Here is a 26100-nt window from a genome sequence, read left to right as displayed (position 1 = left end):
CACCACGGACACCCTTGCTCTTGGCTAACCTCTACTTCTGTCTTCGGGGTTCGGGACTTACACCCTATAGTTCATACGCATGCCGGGCGCACTTAAAAAGATGTTCAAAAAGGAGAGCCTTTTTGAACATCTTTACTTTATTTCAATGGAATATTCAGTTCGATATTTTTTCCTATAGGATTGAAGTAATAGTTTATATATATTTTTGCTTTCCCATTATAATTTTCAAAGTTCTCCGTCGCAAATAGGTATTGGTCATCATCTGAAAACGTGCTACCTGTATAATTTAACGGCGTGCCATCAGCTTTTACAGCACTATTTAAAAACGAATATGCCCTTCTATCATCCCATTTCTTTGCAGCAACTGATACACCTTGCTCCGTTACAGAAATATCCCAATCCAAATATTCAGGCTTCGCGAGTACTTCTTTTGTGCCAAAATCAACTTCAATAAAATCCTTGCCCTTTGGAACAGCATGAACAGCTCCAATTAATAGTTTGAGTGAATCTGTATCATGGAAATAATTACTTTGTAAATTTAGCGTAAATTTGCCGTCGCGACTTTTTCTGCCAAGGGACAAGCCTTTTTTAACGACTTCTTCTCTTCGCTCTCCATTTTCCGTCTCGACCGCAATATTTTCAAGTGATAAAATTTGCATCGTATTCGCTTCATCTAATTCAATATCGATGGCCATTCTTAATGGAGAATGGCGAATTTTTGTAATCGTAAACTTCTGACCATCGATATTTACAGTACGATTCACAGTAATAATTTTCTCCTTTGCGATTTCATTTTGCAGTGAAAACGGAATCGAAATTTCAACGTTCCCCTTATCTTTTTCATAAAAACGAAAAACTGCTTTAAAATCCTTTGAAGTATAAGCGAAAGGCTCTGAAAAACTATATTTCACTGAAGAAGAGATGCGTGTTTGATTTGATTGATGAATTGTAAATGAACCCCCTTTAATTTCTATATCCCCTTGAAACAAATGAACTTCCTCCAAGTATAATTCCGACATATCAAATGAGGCATCGGCGTCATAGTAAAGTACTAATCCCGAATTATCTGCAATCACGCCCTGCAATGTAAGCGATAAGTCATTTTTAGACTCCGTCACATTAATTTCTTCATAGTAGTCATTGTCCACAATATCTTTTATCCCTTTATCTCTTACAACCTCTAATACAATTTCTTTAAAGCCAGGTATTTTTGCAACATAGCTAGCAATCGTTGGAGAAGCACGAATTGAAAATAAAAAGCTTAAGCAAAACAAAAAGGCTATTGCAACCGAAACGATGCGCTTCTTTGCTCTTTTTTCTCGTTGAACTTTCCGAAACATATCCATACGTACTTGTTGAAGTTTCTCCTTTGGAACGTCAATCTGTAATTTACTCATAGCCAGTCCTCCTTTTCTCCAGCGAAGTTTCTAAGCTTCTTTAGTATGTGATGAAGCTTAGACTTTACAGTACCCTCGGGAATTTGATTTAGCTCAGCAATTTCTTTGTTTTTTAGTTGCTGAAAATATTTCATATAGACGAGTTGTTGCTCCGATAAAGATAAATGTTCCAATAACCGCTCCATATCAGAGTAGATGACCCATTCAACTTGGTGATGTTCCTGAATTGAAACGGTTGGTTGACGTTTTCGTAAATGGTCTTTACAACAATTGATTAAGACGCGCACGAGCCATGTTCTGGCATACTCGTGCTGTTTAACGGTATGCATTTTTTTCAGTGCCTTGTAAACTAGGTCCTGCATCACATCTAAAGCGTCTTGCTCATTTTTCAGATATGTAAAAGCCATGCGATATAAAATATCTTCATCCATTTCAATAAGTGAAAGTATCGCTTGATGATCCCCACGAATAGCACGCTGCACGATTTCCATTTCCATCCTTTTCGCCTCCTTCCTCCATTAGACGGAGCGATGCTTCATTTCGTTCAAAAATTTTAAAATTATTTAGGAAACTGTCTATGTAATTGCCTTTACTCTTTGCATCAAAATAAATGTTTTTAATTCCTTCTTCACCGAATCTACGCCATTGGATGAAAAACAATCTTTACGAAAACAGCATTTGTTAAACAAGGCATGAAAAAAATAGGTGGCCAAAGCAGTATTTTCACTTCTTTGACCACCCATATTTATTTTATAGATATTTCACAAACCAATCCCTAATATATTCTAATCTATTGATTCTTAACGCTGGTTTTCCGCTTCTAGAAAGTTCATGATTGGATTCTGGGAAGCGTACAAATTTAGTTTCTTTTTTGCGGTGTTTCAAGGCGATAAATAATTGCTCTGCCTGTTCAATCGGACAGCGATAGTCTTTTTCGCTGTGTAAAATTAACAGTGGCGTCTCCACATTGTCAACATATTTAAGCGGCGAATGATTCCAAAGCTTCTCTATATCGTTTAGTCCCGCTTGGATTTGCCAGTCATTGAAGTAATAGCCGATATCACTTACACCGTAAAAGCTAATCCAGTTAGAAATACAACGTTGCGTAACCGCAGCTTTAAAGCGATTTGTATGTCCGACAATCCAGTTTGTCATGAAGCCCCCATAGCTCCCACCTGTAACTCCTAGACGGTCTTGGTCAATGAAATCATAATGTTCCAATGCAAAATCCACAGCGGCCATGAGATCATTGTAATCATTGCCTCCATAATCACCACGAACCGCATCCACAAATTTTTGACCATATCCATGGCTTCCACGAGGATTCGTATAGAGGACCGCATAACCTTGTGCAGCAAGGATTTGGAATTCGTTAAAATATGAGTTGGCATACATAGCGTGAGGTCCACCATGGATTTCAAGAATAAGTGGATATTTCTCCCCTTCTTTATAGCCAATAGGCTTCATCATCCAGCCGCTTACTTTCCAGCCATCTGCTCCTTGATATTCAACTGCTTCAGGAACAGACAATTCTTTCGTCTTTAAAAATTCTTCATTAACGTTCGTAAGCTGTTCTTGGTCACCATTATTTAAATTTACGTAAAATAGATCGCCAGGATTTGTAGTAGTGCTAATTGCGACTACCGCTTTATCATTTTTTTGATCAAGCGAAAAACCATATACGTATTGATCATCATGAATCGCTGGATATAATTCTCCAGAAAGATTACCAAAATAAATCGCTGTATTTCCATGATCAGTCACTTGGAAGTAAAAGCTTTTATTATCCTCCAACCATTGCACACGCGGAGCAACGACACCTTGAAGGAAATCACCGACGACAAAATCACCGACCGGCGCATCAAATTCGCTCGTTACACATGTCGTATCGTTATTTTCCAAATCATAAATCCATAACTTTGCTTGTGTTGCATTTTCAAATTCTCGTTCACTTCCAACATAAGCTACGTAGCGACTATTCGGGGACCATGAAGTTTGGTAATACACCCCTGTTCCTTCCGTAAGCTTGCGGCCATGTCTTGTTTCTAAGTCCAATAAATAAATATCAACCACGAATGAAAAATCTAAATCCTCTGCTAAGTTAGCAATGTAAGATAGATATTTCCCGTTTGGAGACCATGCACAAAGTTGTAAATTATGTTTTCCTTCTGTAACTAGCTCTAATTCTCCAGATTCAAGATTGACGATGGCAATTTGAGAAAATTGCTCCATATCAATAAACCCAGCTGCATCTGATTTATATTTCATTTTTTCTATTTCAAGTGGTTTAAGTTCTTTATCGTCTTTCTTATCATTTTCAGCTTTATCATAAATGCTTTCATTTTCACCTAGCTTTACTGAAAATGCAATATTCTTACCACACGGAGACCAAACAGGTGATGTCGCACCGTTTTTACAATTAGTAACTTGCTTCGCTTCCCCACCTGCTTTAGAAAGCACAAAAATTTGTGGCTTACCCTTTCTCGTTGATACAAATGCAATTTTACTGCCATCTGGTGACCATATAGGCGAACTCGTTTTATCTTCACCAAATGTCCATTGTTGAGGCTTTTTTTCATTCAAGTCTATGTAAAATAAATTAGATACGTAGTCCTTTTTCTTCTCATCAATATGCGTTTCTATATACACTACTTCTGTTCCGTCAGGTGATACTTGTGGATCTGCCACTGATTTTAATTGATATAAATCTTCTGGTTGAATCCCTTGTTTCAAAGTCATATTTTAAAAATCCCCTTTGTGTTGAAGTTTCATTACATAGTACAATATTTCGACACTCTAAGTATTATTCCTTCTTTTAAGAAGAAATTATTTTTTATCAGAGAGAGGATTTAATAGTGGCGAGCAATTAGTGACCGCAGAGAATCAGAAACTTCGGAATATTCAGAGTTATTGTATATTAAATGTGCTAAAATAATAATAGGGAAATTATTCAATTGGGAGGCGTTTTTATGGCTATTAAAGCAATAGAGTTATTTTTTGTGATTGGCTCTATTTATTTCTTTTTTGTAATTTCATTCTTTTTTAGAAAAAGAGGTAAAAAAATTTTGTATAGCCTTATAGTTATAATCCTTTTAAGCTATGCATTATTCCTAACTGTTCGTCCACATATACAGAACGCAAAATATGATAAATATACTCAAATGGTTGAAGAGCATTTAGAAAAGAAATACCCAAATGCATCTTGGGAAACTAGTTTTGATAAAGAAGAATTATTAACAACGGCATTTGGATACGAAATAAAAGTTAAATTTGCGGACGAACCAACAGTACTTTATGGATATAAAATTGAAAATGGTAAAGTTATTCAAGCCTATTATTCATATTTAGAAAATTCCCCTCAAAATGACGGCAAGTATGTGGAACGAGATTAAAGATTTTTTATCTATCACTTGATATTTGGAAATCAAACAATTCAACAATGCAAAAGCTTATCTCCGCTTCTTGCGCCACTTAGAGCCAAGCGACGTCTCCAAAAAAGCACCCAGTCCTAACGGAAATTCCCCCCAATGGTCAAGATTAGGTCTTTTATCAGCAATTCTTTTCTGCTGTAAAATATATAAGAGAGATCATTCGGGCGAGAATGTTCTTTATCAAGACTAATAATTTTTATTAAAATACCTTCCATATCCCTTTTTTACGAACAAAGTCTCAGCTTATGCTTTTCTATCATTGGGAAGCCCCTCTTTTTGATAGACATAGGCATAGACACAGTCCTATATGTTAGAATATTGATAAAAGAATGAATAGAAACGAGGATTTTTTATGCATGTAACAATCGGAGTACTCGCTCACGTGGACGCAGGAAAAACAACATTTTCTGAGCAGTTACTATTTCACACAAACAGTATTCAAGCCCGTGGACGAGTGGATCACCAGGACACATTTCTAGATAATCATGAGCTCGAGCGTCAGCGAGGCATTACGATTTTTGCGGAGCAAGGTCGCATGACGATTGAGAATGATACATATACGTTAATCGATACACCTGGACACGTAGATTTCTCACCAGAGATGGAACGTGCGATTCGGGTTATGGATTTTGCCATCATTATTGTTAGTGCAGTTGAAGGACTACAAGGTCATACGGAAACAGTGTGGCAACTTTTACGTCAATACCACATCCCAACTTTCTTCTTTATTAACAAAATTGATCGTGAAGGGGCAGATGTTCAAGCCGTTATGGCACAGCTTGAAAAGGACTGTTCTGGGGATGTATTATTCGTCGATGAACCGCTCCGTTCAGACTATGTTTCAAATCGCATGATGGAGTGGCTTGCTGAACGTGACGAAAAGCTTCTCGACGATTTTCTAAATGAGACATTGGATTGCTCTAGCTGTCTTACTCGTTTACATACGATGATTCAACAGGAAAAAGCCTTTTTATGTTTTACTGGCTCTGCTTTAAAAGATATTGGGATAAAGGAATTTATAACACAGCTCCCCCTACTTACTAAAACACATTTTCATAACAATGCTCCGTTCCAAGGTGAAGTGTTTAAAATTCGTCATGATGGGCATCAACGCTTAACTTTTATCAAGGCATTGCAAGGAACGTTACATGTGCGTGATGAATTTTCCTTTGAAGATAAAACAGAAAAAGTGACTGAGATTCGACTTTACAATGGCAGCCGTTATGTAACAGTTCAAGAGGTCGAGGCTGGGGAGATTTTCGCAGTAAAGGGGATTAGCGAAGCAAACATCGGCGATATCATTGGTTATGCAGGTAACCCACAGCCCTATGAGTTAGTACCAACTTTACAGGCAAAAGTACAATATGAAGGCGATCAGCATATAAAGGAAGTTTTAAAAATCTTCCGCACGCTTGAAGCAGAAGAACCATCATTACGTGTGCTATGGCATGAAAAATTCCAAGAAATTCATGTACATATTATGGGTGTCATCCAACTCGAGGTTCTTATCGACGTGCTGAACAAACGCTTCTCACTAAACATTTCATTTAGCGAACCACAAATTTTATATATGGAAACGATTGCAACAACGGTGACAGGCTATGGACATTTTGAACCTTTAAAGCATTATGCAGAAGTGCATTTATTAATGGAGCCAAATACACGGGGTACTGGCAATACATTTGTCAATGCTTGTCATGCGGATGATTTATCGGTTGGGCATCAACGACTCATTGAAAAACATCTATTCGAGCGCGATCATCATGGGTTGTTAACTGGCTTCCCTGTGACAGATATTCGCTTCACTCTCTTAAGAGGACGCGCACATATTAAACATACCGATGGTGGCGATTTCCGAGAAGCTACATTCCGTGCATTACGGCAAGGGCTGGAGCAAGCAGAAAATGTATTACTAGAGCCATATTACCGATTTAAACTTAAAGCTCCAAGTGATTTTATTGGTCGCATGATGACCGATATTCAATCAGCTGCTGGTAGATTTGACGCGCCAATCTTAACTGAACATGATGCGATTTTAACTGGTCGCGCTCCAGTCGCAACATTTATGAACTACAGTACAACCTTTGCAGCCTACACTAATGGTAAGGGCGTACTTTCTCTCCAATTTGATGGTTATGATGTATGTCACAATACAGAAGATATCATTGCACAAATTGGCTACGATAAAAACGCCGATCCCGAATATACATCCTCTAGTATTTTTTGCGCAAAAGGCAAAGGTTACTCCGTTCCATGGCATGAGGCAGAGGCGGCAATGCATTGTATTGACTGAAATCATAAAAACAGGACATGATTATCTATCATTGTCCTGTTTTTTATATTTCATCGATTCTCCGGCTTCGCACAGATTTGCTCTACTTCCGCGAGTATTCCGGCTTCGCGCGAATTCGCTTTACTTTCTGAAGTATTCAGCTCCGCGCGAGGATTTGCCCTACTTCCACGAGTATTCTGGCTCATACGAATAGTTACTCCCTCCGTGAATATTCCACCCCCATCCGCTCATATTCCCCTTCACCCAACGCGAAATCAATTTACAAAGCTTGTACGGCCTTCTGTGCCTGTTTGAAACTGCGATATGAAGGATCCACTACAACGTAACTATGGGGTTTAGAGAAATTAATTAAAACCTTGCCAGGTCGACTTTTCAAAAGTTGTAAATTATCAATTAATTCCAGTAATAGTTCATGACCGTTACCACGTGGGTGCCAGTTTAAATGATATTCATTTAGTTCCTTTACAGCTTCTAAAAATTGATGATTCTCGTGCTCTACAAAATTAATCAATTGTTTGTTTTTAGGAGCTACCTGTGATAAATCCTCTAAATATGTTTCATAAAAGCGCATCACTATCGAGCATAATAAATCATTGACTCGAGCAGCACTTAATATTGGCTTAGGAGCTTGGGATAGTCGCTCTAAATTTGGCTTTGCACGAGTCGAATCAATGCGTGTAATTAAATGATAATGCTCACCGTTCACCTCATAGATAATTGGATTTGTCGGCATATACATCATAAAACTATTTGTTTTTGTTTTAAGTTGATCTGTAGTATCCGCCTTTGCAAAAAGATGGCCATTAATATTGTCATTTTGAATCCAAATAATATCTTTGTTATATAAAATTTGCTCAAACAAGCGTTCATTACTAATTAGTTTGCTAGCTATTAATTGGTCGACAAGTGATTCTACAACCATTCTTGTTGCAGCTTTCTTGGTAACTTCAATGCGTGGCAGCTTACATATTTTCATATCTACATATTGCAATTCCTGTGCTGTACATACATGAATATTCGTCATATGTGCATCCTCTTTTCGTACATATTTTCAAAACGGAAGTCATCAGTAAAAAAAGGATTTCCCATTAAAGCGAGGAAATCCTTCATTCTATCCTTGTCGTTCATCATATAATGTCAAACAATCCCCAAATAAGAAAAAATTAGCACGATAGCTAATACCTCCTTTTATTTTGGGCGTTTGACGTACAGTGACGAACAGAGCATTCTGTTTTGTCAACATGCCACCTCCTATTCCTCGTAGGGTTATGGTGTGTACTCATAATAGGCAGGTATCCTGACTCATGATCATCGCTACTTTTCCCCTTCCCGTCGTTAAACAGTGGTCTATGAAAAGTCGCTCACATTTACAGTTGCGGGACAGTGTCGGATTTGCACCGACTTCCCTTTTAAGTAAATTGCACACAATTTACACCTATTACTCCAAGCTATTCAGTTGTTAAGAAACTGGAAAATACCGAATTTCTTACCCTTAATTGTAAAGTACTGTATTTTTAAAGTCAATTGAGCTGGTAGAATCTTAATACAACTTCGGCGCTTTTCGTAGTTTAGTTGCTTGCTCAAATGAAAATGCAAGTTTTATTAGTACATTCTCACTAAATGCAGTTCCTGCAAATGTTACCCCAAACGGTCTCCCATCTTTCATATACCCGGCTGGGACGGCAATAGACGGGTATCCAGCTTTCGCACTAATTGTTGAACCTATATATGATGGAAAGATAATCGCATCTAATTCATATTTTTTTAATGCATAATCGATTCCTTGCTCTTGAGAAAAATACAAATCCTCTAGTTTTGCATTTAAATAGTCAGAATCTCTTAACGTATTCGATAATTTCTCTCTCGATTCCAATTTATCCTGACCATATTTTAACGACTTTCCTTTTGATCGTTTATTAAATTGGATCAACTCAGAAATAGAATGGACAGGCATGTGGGAAGGTAGATTTATAAGGAAATTATTTAAACTATGCTTAAATTCATATTGCGGTACTCCCCATTTCCAGTCTCTATGAAAAGAAGGGATTTCGATGCCTTCAAAAATAACGGCTCCTTGCTCTCTCAAAACTTGAATGGCATTATTAAAAAGTGTTTCGTCATATTCCACTGAGTCATAATAATCTTTTGAGGCATTATTATAAACACCAATTTTAGCACCAATTAATCCAGTTGCATCTAAAAAATTGGTGTAATCTTTATATAACTTTCGTTCACTTTTATATGTAGCGACGTCGTCTTGATCTACTCCTGTTAATACGCCCAATAAAATAGCTGCATCTGTTACAGTTCTAGCCATTGGTCCTGCCGTATCTTGAGAGTATGTAAACGGAATAATGCCCTGTCGACTAATGAGCCCAACAGTTGGTTTTATGCCAACTACTGAATTTTGTATAGCTGGACTTAAAATCGAAGCGTCTGTCTCAGTTCCAATTGATAAAACAGAAAAATTCGCCGCAACCGCTACCGCTGAACCTGAGCTAGATCCTCCCACATAAAGTTCTGGATCACCATAAGGATTAAGTGTTTGTCCACCTCGAGAACTATAGCCTGCCCACATCGTACTCGACATACCGTTTGCTAATTCAGTCATATTTGTTTTTCCTAAAATAACAGCCCCTGCTTCACGAAGCTTTTTTACTAAAAATGCATCCTGCTTTGCTAAATAATTTTCTAATGCTATTACACCTGCACTAGTGTGCATAAAATCTTTCGTTTCGATATTATCTTTTAACACCACCGGAATTCCGTGTAGTGGCCCTCTAGCCCCTTTTGTTAATCTTTCCTCATCTAATGCTTCAGCAATAAATATCGCTTCAGGATTAATTTCAAGCATAGAATTAATTTTCTGTCCACCTTGATCATACTTAGCAATTCTGTGTAAATAATACATAGTTAATTCTTTTGATGTTATATCACCTTGTTTCATTGCTGTCTGAATATCATTTACTGACAACTCTTCTTTAAGAAAGCTATTAAAATTTATCCCCATTCATATCCCCTTATCTTTCAATATTATACCAAAAATATAAACTTATTCCTAAGTCATTTTTAACTATTGAAGTTTCAAAGTCGTACCCTCAGGATCGTTACTTCGTATATCTCTGTCCCAGTATTTGTAAATATGTTATAATTTAAATAAATAACTAATTATTCTGTTATTTAATTCGTTTTTGTGAGGTGAAGATTTTGAAAAATTATATTTTTGCAGGAGCTTTACTGTCAACTTTCTTTTTAACAGGGTGTATTAATGAAAAAACAGAAAATGTAAATTCATCCAAACCATCGACCGATGAACAAACAGTAGAAAAAGAAATACTCGTAGCTCCAACTCCTTTAAAATTAACTCAGGAACAAAAAGCAAAGTATTACAAGGAATATATTTCTCTTGTAGAGAAAGTGAATGAAGAATATCATGAAAACTTTGAAATAGAACCTATATCAAAGTTTACTGATGAATACTGGGTTGAAGTTAAGGATTTTAAAAAGATGCTAATAGAAAGAGTAAATGCTTCATTTACTGTGTTAAAAAATAAAGATGCGTATGCTCCAACTTCAGTCCCGAAAACAGTGGAAATACATACAGGTTCAAAGCTAGCGATTATTAGTTTTGAAGGCTCTTTTGAAACACAGTTAAATGCAAATACAACTGAAAGTAGGCAGTTGTTTTCAGCTATGAATTCTCTATCTTCGAAAATTGAAAATGGTAGTGGTAACTGGATCCAAAAAGGATACAAATATTCAATTAACGATGATGGTCGCTCTTATATCATTACTGTGGGTGGAAAATATTCTGAAAGTGGTGTTACTTCTTCTCATTTAATTGATGTAAAATTTTATTGCAATAAGAATGGTGGTATTTTATAACCCACAATATTTAAGAAAAGAGCATGCCTACGAGGTGATTGAAAATTGATTAATATCGAATTTGGAATATTAATACTTTTACTAATTATGCTTGTTTTAGTAATTAGTATTTTTGGATTTGTCATTAGAAAATTGTTAGGTGTCGAGAGAAAGAAATGGTTTTCTTATCATCACCTTAACGAAAGACATAGAAAACTCGATTGGTCGTTACGATTAATTACGATTCTATTTTTAATTAGTTCGTATTATATGATAGACAATAACAAAGTTGAAATTCCCTGGTATTTCAAAACATCGTTTATCATAATTGTCTTTTTAATAGTGTCTGAATTATTACGAGCATTTATGGAATGGAAATACGCGGAAAATAAAAGAGATTTTGTTGCTACTATCGCAGAAATGATGTTTATGATTGGCATAGTATTTTTGACGATAACAACAGATTTTTTCGGCTTACTTAATATTTAATTTCCGGCTCTACGCTAATCAATGCACCTGATAAAAAAATGGCTATTTTGCAGAAAATTTATTCCTGCAAAATAGCCTTTATTTATGGGTAATTTATTTCTTTCAATTATTGTCCACTAAATCTCTGTGTAAGCTTTTGTAAATTTTCAGCTTGTACACATAAGTCTTGCGACACCACCATGTTGACCGCTTGCATAGAGGCACTTTGCTCATCAACAGACTGCAGAATGACCCCTGTATAATTAGACAAACTATCCATTTCGTTAGCGATTGTCGATACTAAATTTGTAACCTCATTCGCACTACCTGTAAGCTCTTCTGCTGTTGCGGAAATATCCTCTAACTGGTTCGTCATTTTGCTAACATGCTGAGAGATCGTACCGAATGACTTTGTAGCCTCATCAATGACGTAGACACCCTGTTGAACATTTTTCAAGTCCTCTTCGACAGAGGTAGCTACTTGTTTTGTATCGCTTTCTATACCAACTACAAGCTCGACAATTTGAATAGCCGAATGCTTAGATTGCTCAGCCAGTTTTCGAACTTCCTCTGCTACTACTGCAAAGCCTTTACCATGCTCGCCAGCACGCGCTGCTTCAATTGCTGCATTTAATGCTAGCAAATTTGTTTGATCAGTAATAGCCGTAATCATATCTGTCATAGACTTGATATCAGTCATTTTGCTTGTTAATTGCTGCATTAATTCACTTGTTTTTTCAGTAGAAGTTGAAATAAACTCCATTTGATTTTTAGCTACATGTAAAATTTCCGCACCATTGCCTGCAATGTCATTTGCTTCTTTTGCATGATCGAATACATCTTGCGTTGCCACAGTAATACGTTCAATGCCATCTGCAGTTTCTTGCATAGCAATCGCACTTTCATTTGCAGATTGTGCTGCTTTCTTAAGACCCTCAGTCGTATTCTCCATTTGTGAATCAACTTCGTTAACTGCATCTGTAATTTCATTTGTACTTGCTGATAGCTCCTCTATGCTCGCTGATAAATCTGTAGAACTACTCGCAATTTTTTGTGTCATTGTATGTAATTGTTCCTTCATCTTTAAAAACGCTTTAGCTAAGTCTGATACCTCATCATTGGAATTAATTTCAATCGGAGCAGTACTTAAATTTCCATCAGCAATTGCTTGAGCGGATTCAGCTAATTGATTAATAGGCTTAATAATTTTAAATTTCACATAGAAAATACACGATAATGTCATAGTAATTCCTATTACTGTTAATAAAGTGGATAGCCATTTTAATGAAGTTACATTTGCTAGGTCAATAATTAAAATAACACCCATAAGAACATTTAAAGTAGAAAAGCAAATTATACTTCTTTTCCGTAAAGTCATACTAAATTCCTCCAACTATAATATTATTCCAACGTAGTTATTATAGTTTAATTTTACTGAAATTCATAGAAAAAAGACCAACTTTTGTAAGAGAAATGATATAGAAAAGTGAAAGTTCTTTCGCAGCATCTAAAAACTGTGGTTACTCAACGTATGATCTAAAAGTACGACACCTTCAAATATTAGTTTTTTTAAAACATAAAAGAGGCTGGGACATAACTAGCTTCAATTCATGAGAAATCCGACTTTGAATTCATTCAAAGTCGGATTTCTTTATCTTTTATGTTGTCTTCAGATAGCTTTTAGCTAATGGCTGTGAATTTTCTTAAATTCACGGCCATTAATGCGATGCCCATCTCGTTTTCCACCTTCGATTTTCCTCGTACAGAAAATCGAGTGAAACGCAAATTAGCCTTCAAGAATCCAAAAACTGGTTCCACGTCAATTTTGCGTTGACGATAAAGGGTACTCGTTTTTTCTTCTGAAAGCTTTGCTCTCACATATTCTTTTTGTTGTTCCCACTTCTCATTCACCATTAACTTACGATTATTTCCTTCTTTTGCTTTTGTACATAATGAACGGAGGGGACATCCGGAACAGTCTTCACATTCATATACTTTAAACTCACGCGTGAAATCATACTTATCCGTTTTCGTGGTACGATATTTAAATACAAGATGTTGTTGGTTTGGGCATGTGTATCGATCATTTTCTTCATCATAATCCCAGTTCGCTATATTGAATTCGTTTTGCTTATACTTTTTCTTCTGTTCTTTTATATACATGTTGTACGTGATTAAGGCTTCTCGCTTACGATTCGAAAGGATATCATCATAATTTTGTTCACTGCCATATCCAGCATCTGCGACGATATGTTTTGGTAGTTTAAAATAATGTTGTTCGATTTCATCTAAAAATGGGATTAATGTACGTGTATCCGTTGGGTTTGGAAAAATGCTGTAGGCAAGCGCATATTGACCTTCTGTTGCCACTTGTATGTTATAACCTGCCTTCAATTGACCATTTTTCATATAGTCATCTTTCATACGCATAAATGTCGCATCTAGGTCTGTTTTCGAATAACTATTTCGTTCGTCAAAGATTTCGAAATCTCTTTGATATTTTAGTTTGCGTTCAATATAGTCGATTAATTGTTTGCGGGCTTGCTTTGGGAATTTCCGTTCCGTTCTTAAAGCCTTTCGCTCTGCTACATTCGATGAGTTCTCAATTTTTTGATCATATTCAGAAATCACTTCATCTACTTTTTCGACCATTTGAGCGAGGTCTTCCAATGCCAGTTCCTTTTCATTTTCCCGTTCAATTTCTGGGATGATTTCTTTTTCAAGCAGCTCATCGTATAGCTGGTTTGACTTTTCAATTAGTCCGTTATGATATTTCTCAATCGACTTTTTCCACACGAATGTAAATTTGTTCGCATTTGCTTCAATCTTCGTTCCGTCGATAAAAATGGCTTCATTCTCAATCAGCTTTTCTTGCACAAGCTGACAACGAAATTGGACAAAGCATTGGCGTAATAATTCCTTTACCTCTGGATGAACACGAAAACGATTAATTGTTCGATAGCTCGGTTCATAACCTTGAGCTAACCACATCATTCGAACACTGTCTTTTACGAGATCTTCAATTTTTCTTCCAGAGAAAACAGATTGGGTGTAAGCACACAGAATAATTTTTAACATCATTCGTGGATGATAAGCTGGACAACCCGTGCTTCTAATAAATAAATCCAACGCTTCATTTGGAATACTTTCCACTAAATCATTGATGGCGTAGGCGATATCATTTTCTTGAAGTTTTATTTCTAAATCTAGCGGTAAAACAACTTGATTCATGTTATAATTTTTAAACATAAGGACCCTTCTTTCTGAGATTTAGTATGTGGTGTACTTTTATCTTACCAGAGGTGGTTCTTATTTTTATGTAAAAACAATCAAAGCCGTTGAAATTTTACTTGTCGTAAAATTTCAACGGCTTTTTAGTTTAGAGAGGGGTTTTGTCCCACCCTCTTTCATAATAAATTATTTTAATTTCATAATACTTGATCCAGCAATACCAGGATGTGTCATCTCATAAGGATCCAAAATTAAATCTAATTGTTCTTTCGTTAGTACGCCTTCTTCAATGCAAAGTTCACGAATTGAACGTCCAGATAAAATTGCTTCACGCGCAATTCGTGCAGCTACCTCATAGCCAATATGCGGGTTTACTGCTGTTAACACACCAACGCTTTTTTCCACATATTCTTTCATGCGGTCTTCATTTGCTTCAATATCCTTCAAGCAATTTTGTGTAAATGCTCGGAACACATTATTCATAATGCTAATAGATTGAATTAAGTTAAAGACAAGCACAGGCTCCATAACGTTTAATTCTAATTGTCCTGCTTCAGATGCTAAAGAAATTGTATGGTCATTACCAATTACTTGGAATGCCACTTGGTTAAGAACCTCTGGCATAACAGGATTTACTTTCCCTGGCATAATAGAAGATCCAGGTTGACGAGCTGGTAAAATGATTTCCCCTAGACCCGCACGTGGACCGGATGCCATTAAACGAAGGTCATTAGCGATTTTCGACATATTAATCATACAGATTTTTAATGCGCCTGATACTTCTGTATAAGCATCTGTATTTTGTGTTGCATCCACAAGGTGTGTAGCGCCTTTAAGCGGCAATCCTGAAATTTCAGCAAGATGTACATCAACTGATTGAATATAGTCTGGGAATGCATTTAATCCTGTACCAACAGCTGTTGCTCCCATATTTACATCATATAAATTGGGGCGAGTTTGACGAATACGCGCAATATCACGAGTGATAACACGGCAATATGCTTCAAACTCTTGTCCTAATCGAATCGGTACAGCGTCTTGTAAATGCGTACGACCCATTTTAATAACATGTGCGAATTGCTCCGCTTTTTGATGGAACACTGCTTGCATGTTTTCCATTGTAAGAAGAAGTTCATCTATTAAATTCAACACAGCAATATGAATTGCTGTAGGGAAAGCATCGTTTGTTGATTGTGACATATTAACATGGCTGTTTGGGCTAATTGATTTGTAGTCCCCTTTTTCTTTACCCAAAATCTCTAAGGCACGGTTAGCAATAACCTCGTTGGCATTCATATTAATAGATGTGCCAGCTCCACCTTGGATTGGGTCAACGATAAATTCAGCATCCCATTCGCCATCAATAACTTCTTGTGCAGCCTCGACAATTGCATCCCCGATTTCTGTTGAAAGTAGGTGCACTTCCATATTACTCAAAGCAGCTGCTTTTTTTACAATACCCATTGCTTTAATAAGAGCAGGGTGAATTGTATATCCTGTAATCGGGAAGTTTTCAGTAGCACGAAGCGTTTGAATCCCGTAATAAGCATTGCTTGGTAATGCACGTTCACCTAAAAAGTCTTTTTCTATACGTTGTGTGGACATAATTGTCGTCTCCTTTTATGTAATACTCACACTTGATAGTAGCTAATTAATGCAGTATTGTAAACAGTCATTTGTCTGGAAATTGAAAATTTCACAAACTAAGCGTTACTATTAACATTAATGACCAGTAAATACAGCTTATAAAAGAAGATTTGATGAGGAGTTTAAGCAATTGAACATTACGTTGTAAGACTAAGTAAGATTTCAAGCGAGTTGACACAAACTAGTCAACTCGCTTGAAAATTGCGCATCGTTATTGATTAGAAGAAACTGTAAAACGGCTGTTAACATGCTGCGGATTTTCAATTTCATCTAATACCGCAACAGCATAATCTGCATAGCTAACATAACTTTCACCAGCAGCATTTACTAATAAATGATCTTCCCCAGTTGTATAGCTACCTGTACGTGGACCTTCTGGATCAAAGAAAGCAGAAGGACTTAAAAATGTCCAAGTAATAGTTGATTGTTGTAAGTCACGTAAATTTTCACCTTGGTTTTTAGCTGTCGCATAGAACATTTCTGGAAAATCTGGTGTATCCATTACTCGAATAGTTTTTTCAGGGTCTACAAAAAGACTACCCGCACCGCCGACAACAAATAATTTAGTAGGAATACCAGTAAAAATATCAATTAAATGACGGCCAGTTTTCACATGTAATTCCTCCTGACCAGAAGGAGCCCCAAATGCATTTACGACTACGTCAAAGCCTTTCACATCTTCTTGAGCTAATGCAAATACATCCTTTTCAATTACTGGTATATTCGCTGTTATTTTGGAAGCTGAACGAACAATCGCAGTGACATCATGACCACGTTGTAGTGCCTCCTCTACAATTTTTTGTCCTGCTTTCCCTGTTGCACCAATTACTGCTATTTTCATACTTATAATTCCTCCTATTTTTCATTTGTAACCATTTAAGTTACAGGTTGGATACAAAAGACCGACTTCGTTGATTTTAACGAAGTTGATCTAGCACATTCTGTAAAGTTTGTGCTTGTAGTTGTTCTTCCATTGCATGCCAAACGGATGTATAAACACCCTCCAATGTCCGTTGGATTTTTCGACCAACCGCACATGCTGGATTTGGCTCATCATGAATCGCAAAAAGCTGCTCTGGCCCATCAATCGCATGGTAAATGGCTAATAGCGTTAAATCTTTTGGCTCCACTAATAGATCATAGCCTGCAATTCCTGGTTGTGACGAAAGCAAGCCTGCTTTTTTAAGCACCCCGATCATTCGTCGCACGACAACTGGATTTGTATTGACACTACCTGCGATGAAATCAGACGTCAGCTGGCTTTTATCAGATGTTGTTGCAATGAGCGAAAGTATATGGATCGCTACCGAATATCGACTGTTCACCATATGTATCACCACCTGTTGTAACTATTATAGTTACAGGATTAAATAAAAACAAGCAAATTGCTCTATTTGCACCTGTATTTATTTTTTACCATTATCAGAGTATTATACGATAATTATAACTGCTTTACGTAAATAACTAATTCTTGTCGTATTTCTCCATCTTCCTCATAAAAGTCTAAGTTATGAAATTCATACTTAAAATGACCAACTGGAAACGTCACACTTTCACCTTGTGCCGCAGCCAATATACCCGCCACATCGTGTGACACCATTTGCAAAAGCTCTGTACCTAAAACCGAATCTACAAAGATCACGTTCATAATAAAACACCTCCTCAGCTATTATAGCTTAGAAGGCGCTTACATTTATAGTCTTTCTTTATAAGGTTTCAGGCGAATTTCCTCAACGACTTGCATCATTTTATGTATTTGCTCCTGTGTTAATTTTGTAGAGATGTGTGGTAGCTCATGTTGAAGAGTAAATTCCTCTTGTTGTTGAGGAGTATTGGTCAGCAATTTCGTCCTTAAACGCTGCTCACACCCTCTTCCGTCTATTTGAAAAATCAACGATCTCCTCACATCATTCACCTCTAAATTTTTATTAGGACTTCCAGATTAAAACTTATATCGGTAAAATTTTCATGAATTTAAATATCCTTCATATAAAGTGCTTAGGGTTTTAGCTTAAAATAAATTAAGACTCTTTCTTTTGGCGGTAATATCCTGCTATTTGATAGTTCTATCCGTCGATTGGCTAGTTCTTTCCGTCACTTCGACTCTTCTTTCCGTCGTTTGAGCTATTCTTTCCTTCGCTCTGATCTCTTTCCTTCGCTTGGCCTCTGCTTTCCGTCGATTGGCTGGTTCTTTCCGTCACTTCGGCCCTTCTATCCGTCGTTTGGGCCATTCTATCCACGCTTCGGCTCTTCTATCCACGATTCTATTGGTTCTATCCACGACTTCAACTCTTCTATCTATCACATTGCACTTTCTTTTCGTGACTCTGATCTCTTTCCTTCGCTTTGCCTCTACTTTCCGTCGCTCGGCTAGTTCTTTCCGTCGCTTCGACTCTTCTATCCGTCGCTCTAATCTCTTTCCGTCGCTTAGCCTCTGCTTTCCGTCACTCGGCTGCTTCTTTCCGTCGCTTCGACTCTTCTATCCGTCGATTGAGCTATTCTTTCCTTCGCTTTGCCTTTACTTCCCGTCACTTCACCTCTACTCTCCTTTCGCTCTGCCCGCTATTCCTCACTCTGCCAGTTCTTCCGTCGCCCCATCTATTCTACTCGACGCTCGTAGTTAGTTTGTTTTAAAAAAACAGCAACCAAAATGGCTGCTGCTTTAGTTTAAACGGCAATTGGAGCTTTAATTGTCGGGTGTGGATCATAGCCCTCAATGGAAAGATCTTCGAGTTCCATGTCGAAGATTGACGTTTTATTTGGATTAATTTTTAAGGTTGGTAGGTCCTTAGGCTCGCGCGAAAGCTGTTCTTTTACTTGCTCCACGTGATTTAAATATATATGAGCATCCCCAATGCTATGAATAAATTCGCCAACTTCTAAACCACATTCATGTGCAATTAAATGTGTCAGTAATGCATATGAGGCAATATTAAATGGACAGCCTAATAATGTATCAAGGCTTCTTTGCATTAGCTGACAGCTTAATTTTCCATTTGCGACATAAAATTGGAACATTACGTGACAAGGAGGTAAGGCGGCTTTACTGCCTTTTGCTCCTGCATTAATAACATCTTCTGGATTCCATGCATTGACAATAATGCGTCGTGAATCTGGATTGTGTTTGATTTGATCGATTACATCTTGTAATTGATCGATGCTTTCCCCAGTTGATGTTGTCCAATTACGCCATTGCTTGCCATAAACATTCCCTAGTTCTCCGTATTTACGTGCAAAGTCATCGTCTGTTAAAACGCGCTCACAAAATGAGGCTAACTCTTTTTTGTAGTCTGCATTGAAAGACTCGTCCACTAAGCAACGGCGACCAAAGTCTGTCATGTCAGGACCTGAATATTCATCGGACTCAACCCATTTTTTAAAAGCCCATTCATCCCAAATATGATTATTATTTTGCAGTAAATAACGAATATTTGTGTCCCCTTTTATGAACCAAAGTAGCTCACTTGCTACAAGTTTAAATGGTACACGTTTAGTCGTTAAAAGAGGAAAGCCCTCGCTTAAATCAAATCGCATTTGATAGCCAAATACACTATATGTACCAGTACCTGTTCGATCTTCCCTTTTAACGCCACTCTCTAATATATGTTGTAGTAAATTTAAGTACGCGATTTCTGGATGCGCCATGTTAATCAACAGCTCCTTCAAGTATGCTGTTGACCATTATAACATCTAGGACGCCCAAATATAAAAACAATATTTACATATCAGAGCCAAAGTAATTGTTTTCTAGCTCTTTTGCGATTTCACGCTCAATTGTGAAAAAAAACGTTGGTAATAAAATAATATTAAATAAAATAGGGACGATAATCAGTAAAAGATCTATCCCTGGAGTAAAGTAGACACTAAATGCAGTCAATAAGCCTGACATGACTAGAAATATAATTTGCACACCGATAATCATTAACGGAATGATTTGGTACATATAGTTAAGCTTTCGAAACTGATGCATGTTTTCTGGATCTTCTATAATTTTCTTTTTTAAACGTCTTGATAAAAATATACAGGCGAAAAGCTGTGCAATAATAAAGCTAAAATAAATAACACTATGTAGAACCATTTGCCCTTTCATAACCGTGCCATTAAAATGTCCGACCCGCTGCAGTAGTAGGTTGTTAACCGCTCCCTCATAAACATATTCCTGCTTACTAAAATTAGTGGGCGGTTCCACAAAGCCGAGCGTTGCCCAATCCTTTGAGTTGGCTTCCCAGTCGATTAATTTGCTTGCCAAAATGCGTAATTGAATAGCATCATTTTCACCAAACATCCCTACTAAAAAAGTATAGGGTATCGCTACCTTCATTTGCCCATTGTGTTTTTCATTAATTAAATCTTTAATGGAAAAAGTATACGTAACATCTGTTTGGTGAGCTTCATAACGAGCATCCCCGATCTTCCAATGACTTTCTAAGGAAGATTCAATATTATTCTTCATCTCAGCATACGGCGTATCTTTATGTAAATGCTTAGGAATCTTATAGACAAAACGATTGTCCCCCCCAATAATGCAAACATCAACTTTCACCGCATCATTCTCAAAGTCCTTAGCGATTATTGTCATCGGGTACGACATTATGCCGACTAGAAAAAAAAGGATTATTGGCAATCCTTTCTTTTTCATGCAACGCTCCTCCTTTTCGTCACATATGCTAGATTTAAACTATCATAGGCAACACCGAAAAAACTACTTCGTTTTTCCGAAAAGGCAATAGTGGTTTTCCGAAACTCCTTATTTCGGTATTCCAAAATTACCAAAAATTATGGATAATAAATAGTAATTAAGATTGAAATGGGGCCATATTATCATGCAAATAATTGAGAGAAAACGATGAGTAAATGGACTTATAGTATTTTCATAACCTACCTATTACTAGGTATTTATGTGCTCATAGTGGCAATGCGAATCCCTTTACTTGGTATTTTAGTGGACACAACTAGCCAAAAACCAGTCATAACTGAGTTCTATTACCCAACATGGGCACAGCAAAATAACATTGAAAAAGGTGATATGTTACTGACAATTGATGGCATTCCTGCAGAAAATATACGTTCAATCCAACTCGATTCAATCGTTAGAGGTGCTAAGGAATTAACGTTTATGAAGACGAATGGTGAATTTCATTCGGTTAAAGCTAAGCATAAAGATAATCCGGAAGAATTTTATTTGCAAATTATTTTTCCGCTGTTTTATTTTGTTCTTTCTTTAGGTGTTGCCATCTATTTATTGCAAAAAAATAAAGAAAATCAACTAACTAGTCTACTAACATTATTTTTATTAACTTGTTCTTTGACCTATATAAGTTGCGGGGCCTCGAGTAGAGGAAATTTAATTGGAGAAGCAGTAATAAGTATTGGTATCGTATTATGCATATTACTTTTTATTCACTTTTTACAATTTTACTTCCGATACCTACATCTAGAATGGCCGTACCTCAATACCAAATGGCTTTATTTATTACTACTTATTATACCTTGCTGTAATTTCATAATGAGAATGAATTCTGATTTTCGGGTAATAACAGCATTAATTTATTTAACGATATTTGCTGTTCTTGTTCTTTATGCTATCTATATTTTACTAACGAGTTATTTACGAACTAAACTGGCAAAAATCCGTCTAATCACCATTGCATTTATTACGCCTTTTTTGCCATTTTTACTATTATTCGTTATACCCGAAATTTTAGGTCAAAACCCTATTTTACATGCTGAGGTAGCTGCATTATTTTTATTGTTTATTCCTTTTTCTTTTATTTTCATTCAAGTGAACGAACGATTATTCGATATTGAATATCAATTATCTCGTTTGCGCTATTATTCAACACTTGCTTTTTTCAGTGCATTAATCTTAACAACAGGCATTACCATATTGGTTATTGACACATTATCAATTATTCAAATTACGAGCGTCTTTATCCTTATATTCCTCATTATCATTGCTAGTTTTTATATAAAGGAGCAGCTTGATTTTAAGTATCGAAAGATTATTTTTTCATCTACTGGTAATTATGTACATAATTTATATGCTGCCGTTAATCGTATGGGTAAGGCAAAAGATCAGCAAGAATTACTAGAGCAATTCAAATATGAGATAACAGAAAAGCTCGGTACTACAGCTTTTACGATTACAACAATAACAGAAGATACGCCATTCTCTCGCGGTGAAGTCAACTTAGTGGATAACATGACGCATCTGTTATTACATGATTCAGGTGAAGAGAAAATCATGTTAACCATTCGACATGCATTACAAAAAGAGGAGCTTCTTTGGTTAGAGTTACTTGCGCTCTATGTTTCAATGTTTATTGATAATTTAAAGCTCATTGAAGATTTAATAAGTGAAATAAGGCTTATGAAGGATAGCAATGATACTCAGCTTCCTTGGCTCGATAAGTTATTATGGAATATCATTGAAAAGGAAAAAAGTATTTTAGCGCAAGAATTACATGACACTATATTACAGGAACAACTTCATTTAGGGAGAGAGTTAGATGTAATTGCTAGTGCGCCTATTATCAATAAAGAAAAGGTATTAGATATTCGAGAGCAATTGCTAAATGCATCGAAGGATTTACGTGAGTATTGTGAGAATTTAAGCCCTCCATTACTGGATACATTTGGGCTTCAAATCGCCTTAAAAAAACTCATTCAAAAGGTAAAAATACGTGCCGATTTTTTATTAAACGCCCAAATAGAACGCGTCCAATTTCAGGATGCAACCTTACATTTAGTTGTCTATCGACTTGTGCAGGAGCTTTTAAATAATGCCATTAAGCATGCCGAGGCAACTGAAGTATCACTAAAACTACAAGTGATCGATCGCGGCTTTACCCTTCAATACGAAGATAATGGTATTGGCTGCGATATTGAAGATTTAATGCAATCTTCCGCTTCAATGGGCATTAATGGAATTCGAGAACGAGTCCGTGCTTTTAATGGCGACATCACGATAACCTCCAGTCAAAATGAAGGAATGCAAATTTTTATTCAAATACAAGAGGACGTGGAATCATATGATTGATATTCTTATTGTAGATGACCATCCTGTCGTTTTAGATGGTACAAAAACATTATTACAGGATTTAACAAATGTCCAAATAGACACAGAGCAGGATAGTGCCGCTGTTCTGTCTAGAATGGACGCTCAAGCTTTTCAATTATTTTTAATCGATATAAATATGAAGCCAGTCAACGGTATCCAGCTTTCGGAAATGATTAAGAAAAAGCAACCAGAAGCACTGATTATACTCTACACAGGCTATGAGCTTTCCGATTATTACGAATTACTAATTGAAAAAAAGGTCGATGGATTATTATCAAAGCTTGCCACGAAACAGCAAGTTATTCAAACCATTGAAGCCGCACTAAGAGGCGAGATCCTGCTAGCAGCTGATTTTTTAGATTTTGTACAGCAGCGCATCAATTTACCAAATATGCAGCAAGAGATTTTACTAAGCGACAAGGAGCAAGAAATATTACAGCTTGTCGCACAAGGTTGTACGAATAAAGCAATTGCTTCAGCTATTGGGGTCACGCAGCGCACTGTTGAAAACTATTTATCCAAACTTTTTGTCAAACTAAACGTAGAATCACGTGCTGAGGCAGTCATTGTCGCTAAAGAGAAGGCGTGGATCAACTAATTATATTGAAAATAGCTTTAATGTAAATTTTTTCTTACAAAAAGCGGAATATACTGGATAAATATTGGGTACTGTTATATAATAAAAACAATAATTACATTACTTCATCTTAGCCGTTAAAATCACGTATTCAAAAGTAATACGAGCTTTTGAATACGTGTTTTTTTGCAAGTGATCGAAGCAATATGATTGTTTAATTTTTTTGGGAGGTTGTTCACATGACACAAGGTACAGTAAAATGGTTTAACGCGGAAAAAGGTTTTGGCTTTATCGAGGTAGAAGGTGGAAATGATGTATTCGTACACTTCTCTGCCATTCAATCAGATGGCTTTAAAACTTTAGAAGAAGGCCAAAAAGTAGAATTTGGCGTTGAAGAAGGAAACCGCGGACCACAAGCAACTAATGTTGTAAAGCTTTAATTTTAGCTTTAGAATAAACAGTGCAAAATCCAAGAGACATCCAAATTATGGATGTCTCTTTTTTACGGTTATTTTATTTGTACAGCTTCAAATTTGAAAGATCGTATATCATAGTCAACGTTCCAAAATGCAGAAAGAATTAGCCCTTATACAAGTGCAGGCATATCTCCCTAATGCGCTATCCACTTAAATGAAAGCTACTATAGCACAATCGTTGCTACAACAAAGACAACACCATGTACAAGTAATGCGAAATATTGACCTTCCGACCGTGTGAGACTCACAATGCTTAATCTTGCATTTCATGAGAAATACAGAACATTAGCCCATTCAACATATTCACTACATTCCATTTACAACATCCTTACGCGTAAGAATGTAAACCTGCAATGATTAAATTGACAAATACTTGATTAAACACGATAATGCCAAAGCCAATAATCGCTAACCAAGCTGTCCTTTCCCCTTCCCAGCCTTTGGAAAGACGGAAATGAAGGAACGCTGCATAAAATAAAAATGTAATAAGTGCCCATACTTCTTTAGGGTCCCAGCCCCAATACCTACTCCAGGCAATTTGCGCCCAAATCATGGCAAACAAAAGTCCACCTAAAGCAAACAGCGGAAAACCTATCACAACAGCTCGATATGTAATTTCATCCATTAATGTTGGTTGTACACGATTGGTTAATGGCTTTAATAAAACAATTAACGGTTTTCTCGTAATGAGGAAAATCACTGCATATAAAATTGTACCGGCGATAAATGCCCATACGATTGAATTTAATTTCTTCGCATCTACCTTATTTGTAATCTGTAAAAGGCCGACCTGATCCCCACTAGTTGTTACTGCATCTTTATTGACAATTAGCGGTGTCATCGTATAAACGGCTGTTTCCACCTTATCTAGCTTATTTTCAAATTGAACCTCGACTTTATCTACCGCTATGTCACAATATGTGGCAACAACTATAAAGCCAATCACAACAACTAAATAATACAGAACAATTTCTAAGAAGAGTGCACTAAGCGAGAATTTAGAAATATCTAATGTTCTTAATAAATAAATAATACCAGTTGCGAACGAAATCGATAAAATAGCACTTGAAAATGCAACTGTCATAACATGAATCGTTAACCAATTGCTTTGCAGTGATGGAACAAGTGGTGAAACCGTTTTTGTAAAAACACTTCCATAACCGATAATAATTAATGACACAGGGATGGTAAACAAACCGACAACAATTTGCTTATATAAAAAATGAATGATTAAATAGCTACCAGTTAGCATGATACCAAAGAACGTCATAAACTCATACATATTACTTACAGGTGCATGATCAACAGCAAGCCACCTTAATATGAAATACACTAGTTGTAAAGCAAAAGCAATATATGTAAGTAGAAGCCCGACTTTTCCAAACATTTTTCCTTTTGATTTTACGGCAAGTCCAATCGGTATAATAGCGATTAGTAGTAAAATAAATGCCACGAACAATGAATTACTACTTAAACTTAATAATGATTCTTTACTCAATGCAACATCCTCCAATGTATTTTTTGGGAAACCGCATAATTACTCCCAATAAAAATAACGTGATTCATGAAAATAAGTGCCATCATTCTCCTTTAAATAATATTATTTTTCAGAATTGTTACATTTTTGTGGCGAAAATACAGAAAAGACTTCTTCAT

23 protein-coding genes and 1 riboswitch are annotated in these 26100 nt (G+C 36.4%); of the genes, 7 read left to right on the top strand and 16 right to left on the bottom strand.

What is annotated here, in order from left to right:
* Window positions 1-137 precede the first annotated feature (137 nt).
* From PVA17_RS12390 to PVA17_RS12380, 3 genes are all read right to left on the bottom strand, one after another.
* Window positions 138-1397: a DUF4179 domain-containing protein gene (locus PVA17_RS12390; protein ID WP_274067858.1), complete on the bottom strand. Its 1260-nt coding sequence runs from the start codon at window positions 1395-1397 to the stop codon at window positions 138-140.
* Window positions 1394-1894, bottom strand: a complete 501-nt coding sequence (locus PVA17_RS12385; protein WP_248719019.1) for a sigma-70 family RNA polymerase sigma factor — start codon at window positions 1892-1894, stop codon at window positions 1394-1396. The genes PVA17_RS12390 and PVA17_RS12385 overlap by 4 nt, the downstream gene beginning before the upstream one ends.
* Before the next feature lie 253 nt (window positions 1895-2147).
* Complete coding sequence (locus PVA17_RS12380; RefSeq protein ID WP_274067857.1) at window positions 2148-4136, bottom strand: S9 family peptidase; 1989 nt, start codon at window positions 4134-4136, stop codon at window positions 2148-2150.
* Between the two features lie 230 nt (window positions 4137-4366).
* Here PVA17_RS12380 and PVA17_RS12375 point away from each other — a divergent pair, with 230 nt between their 5' ends.
* Together PVA17_RS12375 and PVA17_RS12370 are read left to right on the top strand one after the other, a co-directional pair.
* Complete coding sequence (locus PVA17_RS12375) at window positions 4367-4789, top strand: hypothetical protein (protein ID WP_274067856.1); 423 nt, start codon at window positions 4367-4369, stop codon at window positions 4787-4789.
* Between the two features lie 391 nt (window positions 4790-5180).
* Window positions 5181-7121 (top strand): elongation factor G, encoded by a 1941-nt coding sequence (locus tag PVA17_RS12370; protein WP_274067855.1) that lies wholly within the window; start codon window positions 5181-5183, stop codon window positions 7119-7121.
* Between the two features lie 259 nt (window positions 7122-7380).
* Here the strand turns inward: PVA17_RS12370 and PVA17_RS12365 are convergent, their stop codons facing one another.
* The 3 genes from PVA17_RS12365 to PVA17_RS12355 form a co-directional block, all read right to left on the bottom strand.
* Window positions 7381-8145: a hypothetical protein gene (locus PVA17_RS12365; RefSeq protein ID WP_274067854.1), complete on the bottom strand. Its 765-nt coding sequence runs from the start codon at window positions 8143-8145 to the stop codon at window positions 7381-7383.
* 87 nt (window positions 8146-8232) lie between these two features.
* Window positions 8233-8361 (bottom strand): hypothetical protein, encoded by a 129-nt coding sequence (locus PVA17_RS12360; protein ID WP_274067853.1) that lies wholly within the window; start codon window positions 8359-8361, stop codon window positions 8233-8235.
* A 30-nt stretch (window positions 8362-8391) separates the two neighbouring features.
* Window positions 8392-8575, bottom strand: a riboswitch (cobalamin riboswitch).
* 86 nt (window positions 8576-8661) lie between these two features.
* Window positions 8662-10131, bottom strand: coding sequence for an amidase family protein (locus tag PVA17_RS12355; protein ID WP_274067852.1), 1470 nt, complete (start codon window positions 10129-10131; stop codon window positions 8662-8664).
* Window positions 10132-10328: 197 nt separating this feature from the next.
* Between PVA17_RS12355 and PVA17_RS12350 the strand changes: the two genes are divergently transcribed.
* Together PVA17_RS12350 and PVA17_RS12345 are read left to right on the top strand one after the other, a co-directional pair.
* Entirely contained in the window at window positions 10329-11006 is a 678-nt protein-coding gene (locus PVA17_RS12350; RefSeq protein WP_274067851.1) for a hypothetical protein, read from the top strand.
* Between the two features lie 45 nt (window positions 11007-11051).
* Window positions 11052-11474: a DUF4181 domain-containing protein gene (locus PVA17_RS12345; RefSeq protein WP_274067850.1), complete on the top strand. Its 423-nt coding sequence runs from the start codon at window positions 11052-11054 to the stop codon at window positions 11472-11474.
* 106 nt (window positions 11475-11580) lie between these two features.
* Here the strand turns inward: PVA17_RS12345 and PVA17_RS12340 are convergent, their stop codons facing one another.
* From PVA17_RS12340 to PVA17_RS12300, 9 genes are all read right to left on the bottom strand, one after another.
* Window positions 11581-12831 (bottom strand): methyl-accepting chemotaxis protein, encoded by a 1251-nt coding sequence (locus PVA17_RS12340; RefSeq protein WP_132358113.1) that lies wholly within the window; start codon window positions 12829-12831, stop codon window positions 11581-11583.
* Between the two features lie 302 nt (window positions 12832-13133).
* Window positions 13134-14702, bottom strand: a complete 1569-nt coding sequence (locus PVA17_RS12335; RefSeq protein WP_274067849.1) for an IS1182 family transposase — start codon at window positions 14700-14702, stop codon at window positions 13134-13136.
* A gap of 168 nt (window positions 14703-14870) precedes the next feature.
* On the bottom strand, window positions 14871-16289 hold the full coding sequence (gene aspA / locus PVA17_RS12330; RefSeq protein WP_248719010.1) for an aspartate ammonia-lyase: 1419 nt from the start codon (window positions 16287-16289) through the stop codon (window positions 14871-14873).
* Between the two features lie 253 nt (window positions 16290-16542).
* Complete coding sequence (locus PVA17_RS12325) at window positions 16543-17172, bottom strand: NAD(P)-dependent oxidoreductase (RefSeq protein ID WP_132358117.1); 630 nt, start codon at window positions 17170-17172, stop codon at window positions 16543-16545.
* A gap of 76 nt (window positions 17173-17248) precedes the next feature.
* Entirely contained in the window at window positions 17249-17659 is a 411-nt protein-coding gene (locus tag PVA17_RS12320; protein ID WP_274067848.1) for an Rrf2 family transcriptional regulator, read from the bottom strand.
* Window positions 17660-17772: 113 nt separating this feature from the next.
* Window positions 17773-17979 (bottom strand): thymidylate synthase, encoded by a 207-nt coding sequence (locus PVA17_RS12315; RefSeq protein WP_142507970.1) that lies wholly within the window; start codon window positions 17977-17979, stop codon window positions 17773-17775.
* A gap of 45 nt (window positions 17980-18024) precedes the next feature.
* A complete protein-coding gene (locus PVA17_RS12310; protein WP_132358123.1) occupies window positions 18025-18225 on the bottom strand; it encodes a hypothetical protein in 201 nt (66 codons plus the stop codon).
* Window positions 18226-18998: 773 nt separating this feature from the next.
* Complete coding sequence (locus tag PVA17_RS12305; RefSeq protein ID WP_132358125.1) at window positions 18999-19976, bottom strand: thymidylate synthase; 978 nt, start codon at window positions 19974-19976, stop codon at window positions 18999-19001.
* Window positions 19977-20049: 73 nt separating this feature from the next.
* Entirely contained in the window at window positions 20050-20970 is a 921-nt protein-coding gene (locus PVA17_RS12300) for a hypothetical protein (RefSeq protein ID WP_132358127.1), read from the bottom strand.
* Window positions 20971-21177: 207 nt separating this feature from the next.
* On the opposite strand from PVA17_RS12300, the gene PVA17_RS12295 reads away from it, so the two are divergent.
* The 3 genes from PVA17_RS12295 (at window position 21178) to PVA17_RS12285 (ending at window position 24408) form a co-directional block, all read left to right on the top strand.
* Window positions 21178-23370: a sensor histidine kinase gene (locus PVA17_RS12295; protein WP_274067847.1), complete on the top strand. Its 2193-nt coding sequence runs from the start codon at window positions 21178-21180 to the stop codon at window positions 23368-23370.
* Window positions 23363-23989 carry a response regulator transcription factor gene (locus PVA17_RS12290; protein ID WP_132358131.1) on the top strand — a complete coding sequence of 209 codons (627 nt, stop codon included), beginning with the start codon at window positions 23363-23365 and terminating at the stop codon, window positions 23987-23989. Before PVA17_RS12295 ends, PVA17_RS12290 begins: the two co-directional genes overlap by 8 nt.
* 218 nt (window positions 23990-24207) lie before the next feature.
* Complete coding sequence (locus PVA17_RS12285) at window positions 24208-24408, top strand: cold-shock protein (RefSeq protein WP_053592785.1); 201 nt, start codon at window positions 24208-24210, stop codon at window positions 24406-24408.
* 364 nt (window positions 24409-24772) lie between these two features.
* On the opposite strand, the gene ccsB is transcribed toward PVA17_RS12285, so the two are convergent.
* Window positions 24773-25942 carry a c-type cytochrome biogenesis protein CcsB gene (ccsB, locus tag PVA17_RS12280; RefSeq protein WP_132358133.1) on the bottom strand — a complete coding sequence of 390 codons (1170 nt, stop codon included), beginning with the start codon at window positions 25940-25942 and terminating at the stop codon, window positions 24773-24775.
* Window positions 25943-26100 lie beyond the last annotated feature (158 nt).

Origin of the sequence: Lysinibacillus sp. CNPSo 3705 (assembly GCF_028674935.1) — a bacterium.
Taxonomy (GTDB): Bacteria; Bacillota; Bacilli; order Bacillales_A; family Planococcaceae; genus Lysinibacillus.
The sequence above is the reverse complement of the archived record's forward strand: the minus strand, read 5'-3'. Positions and strand labels throughout refer to the sequence as shown.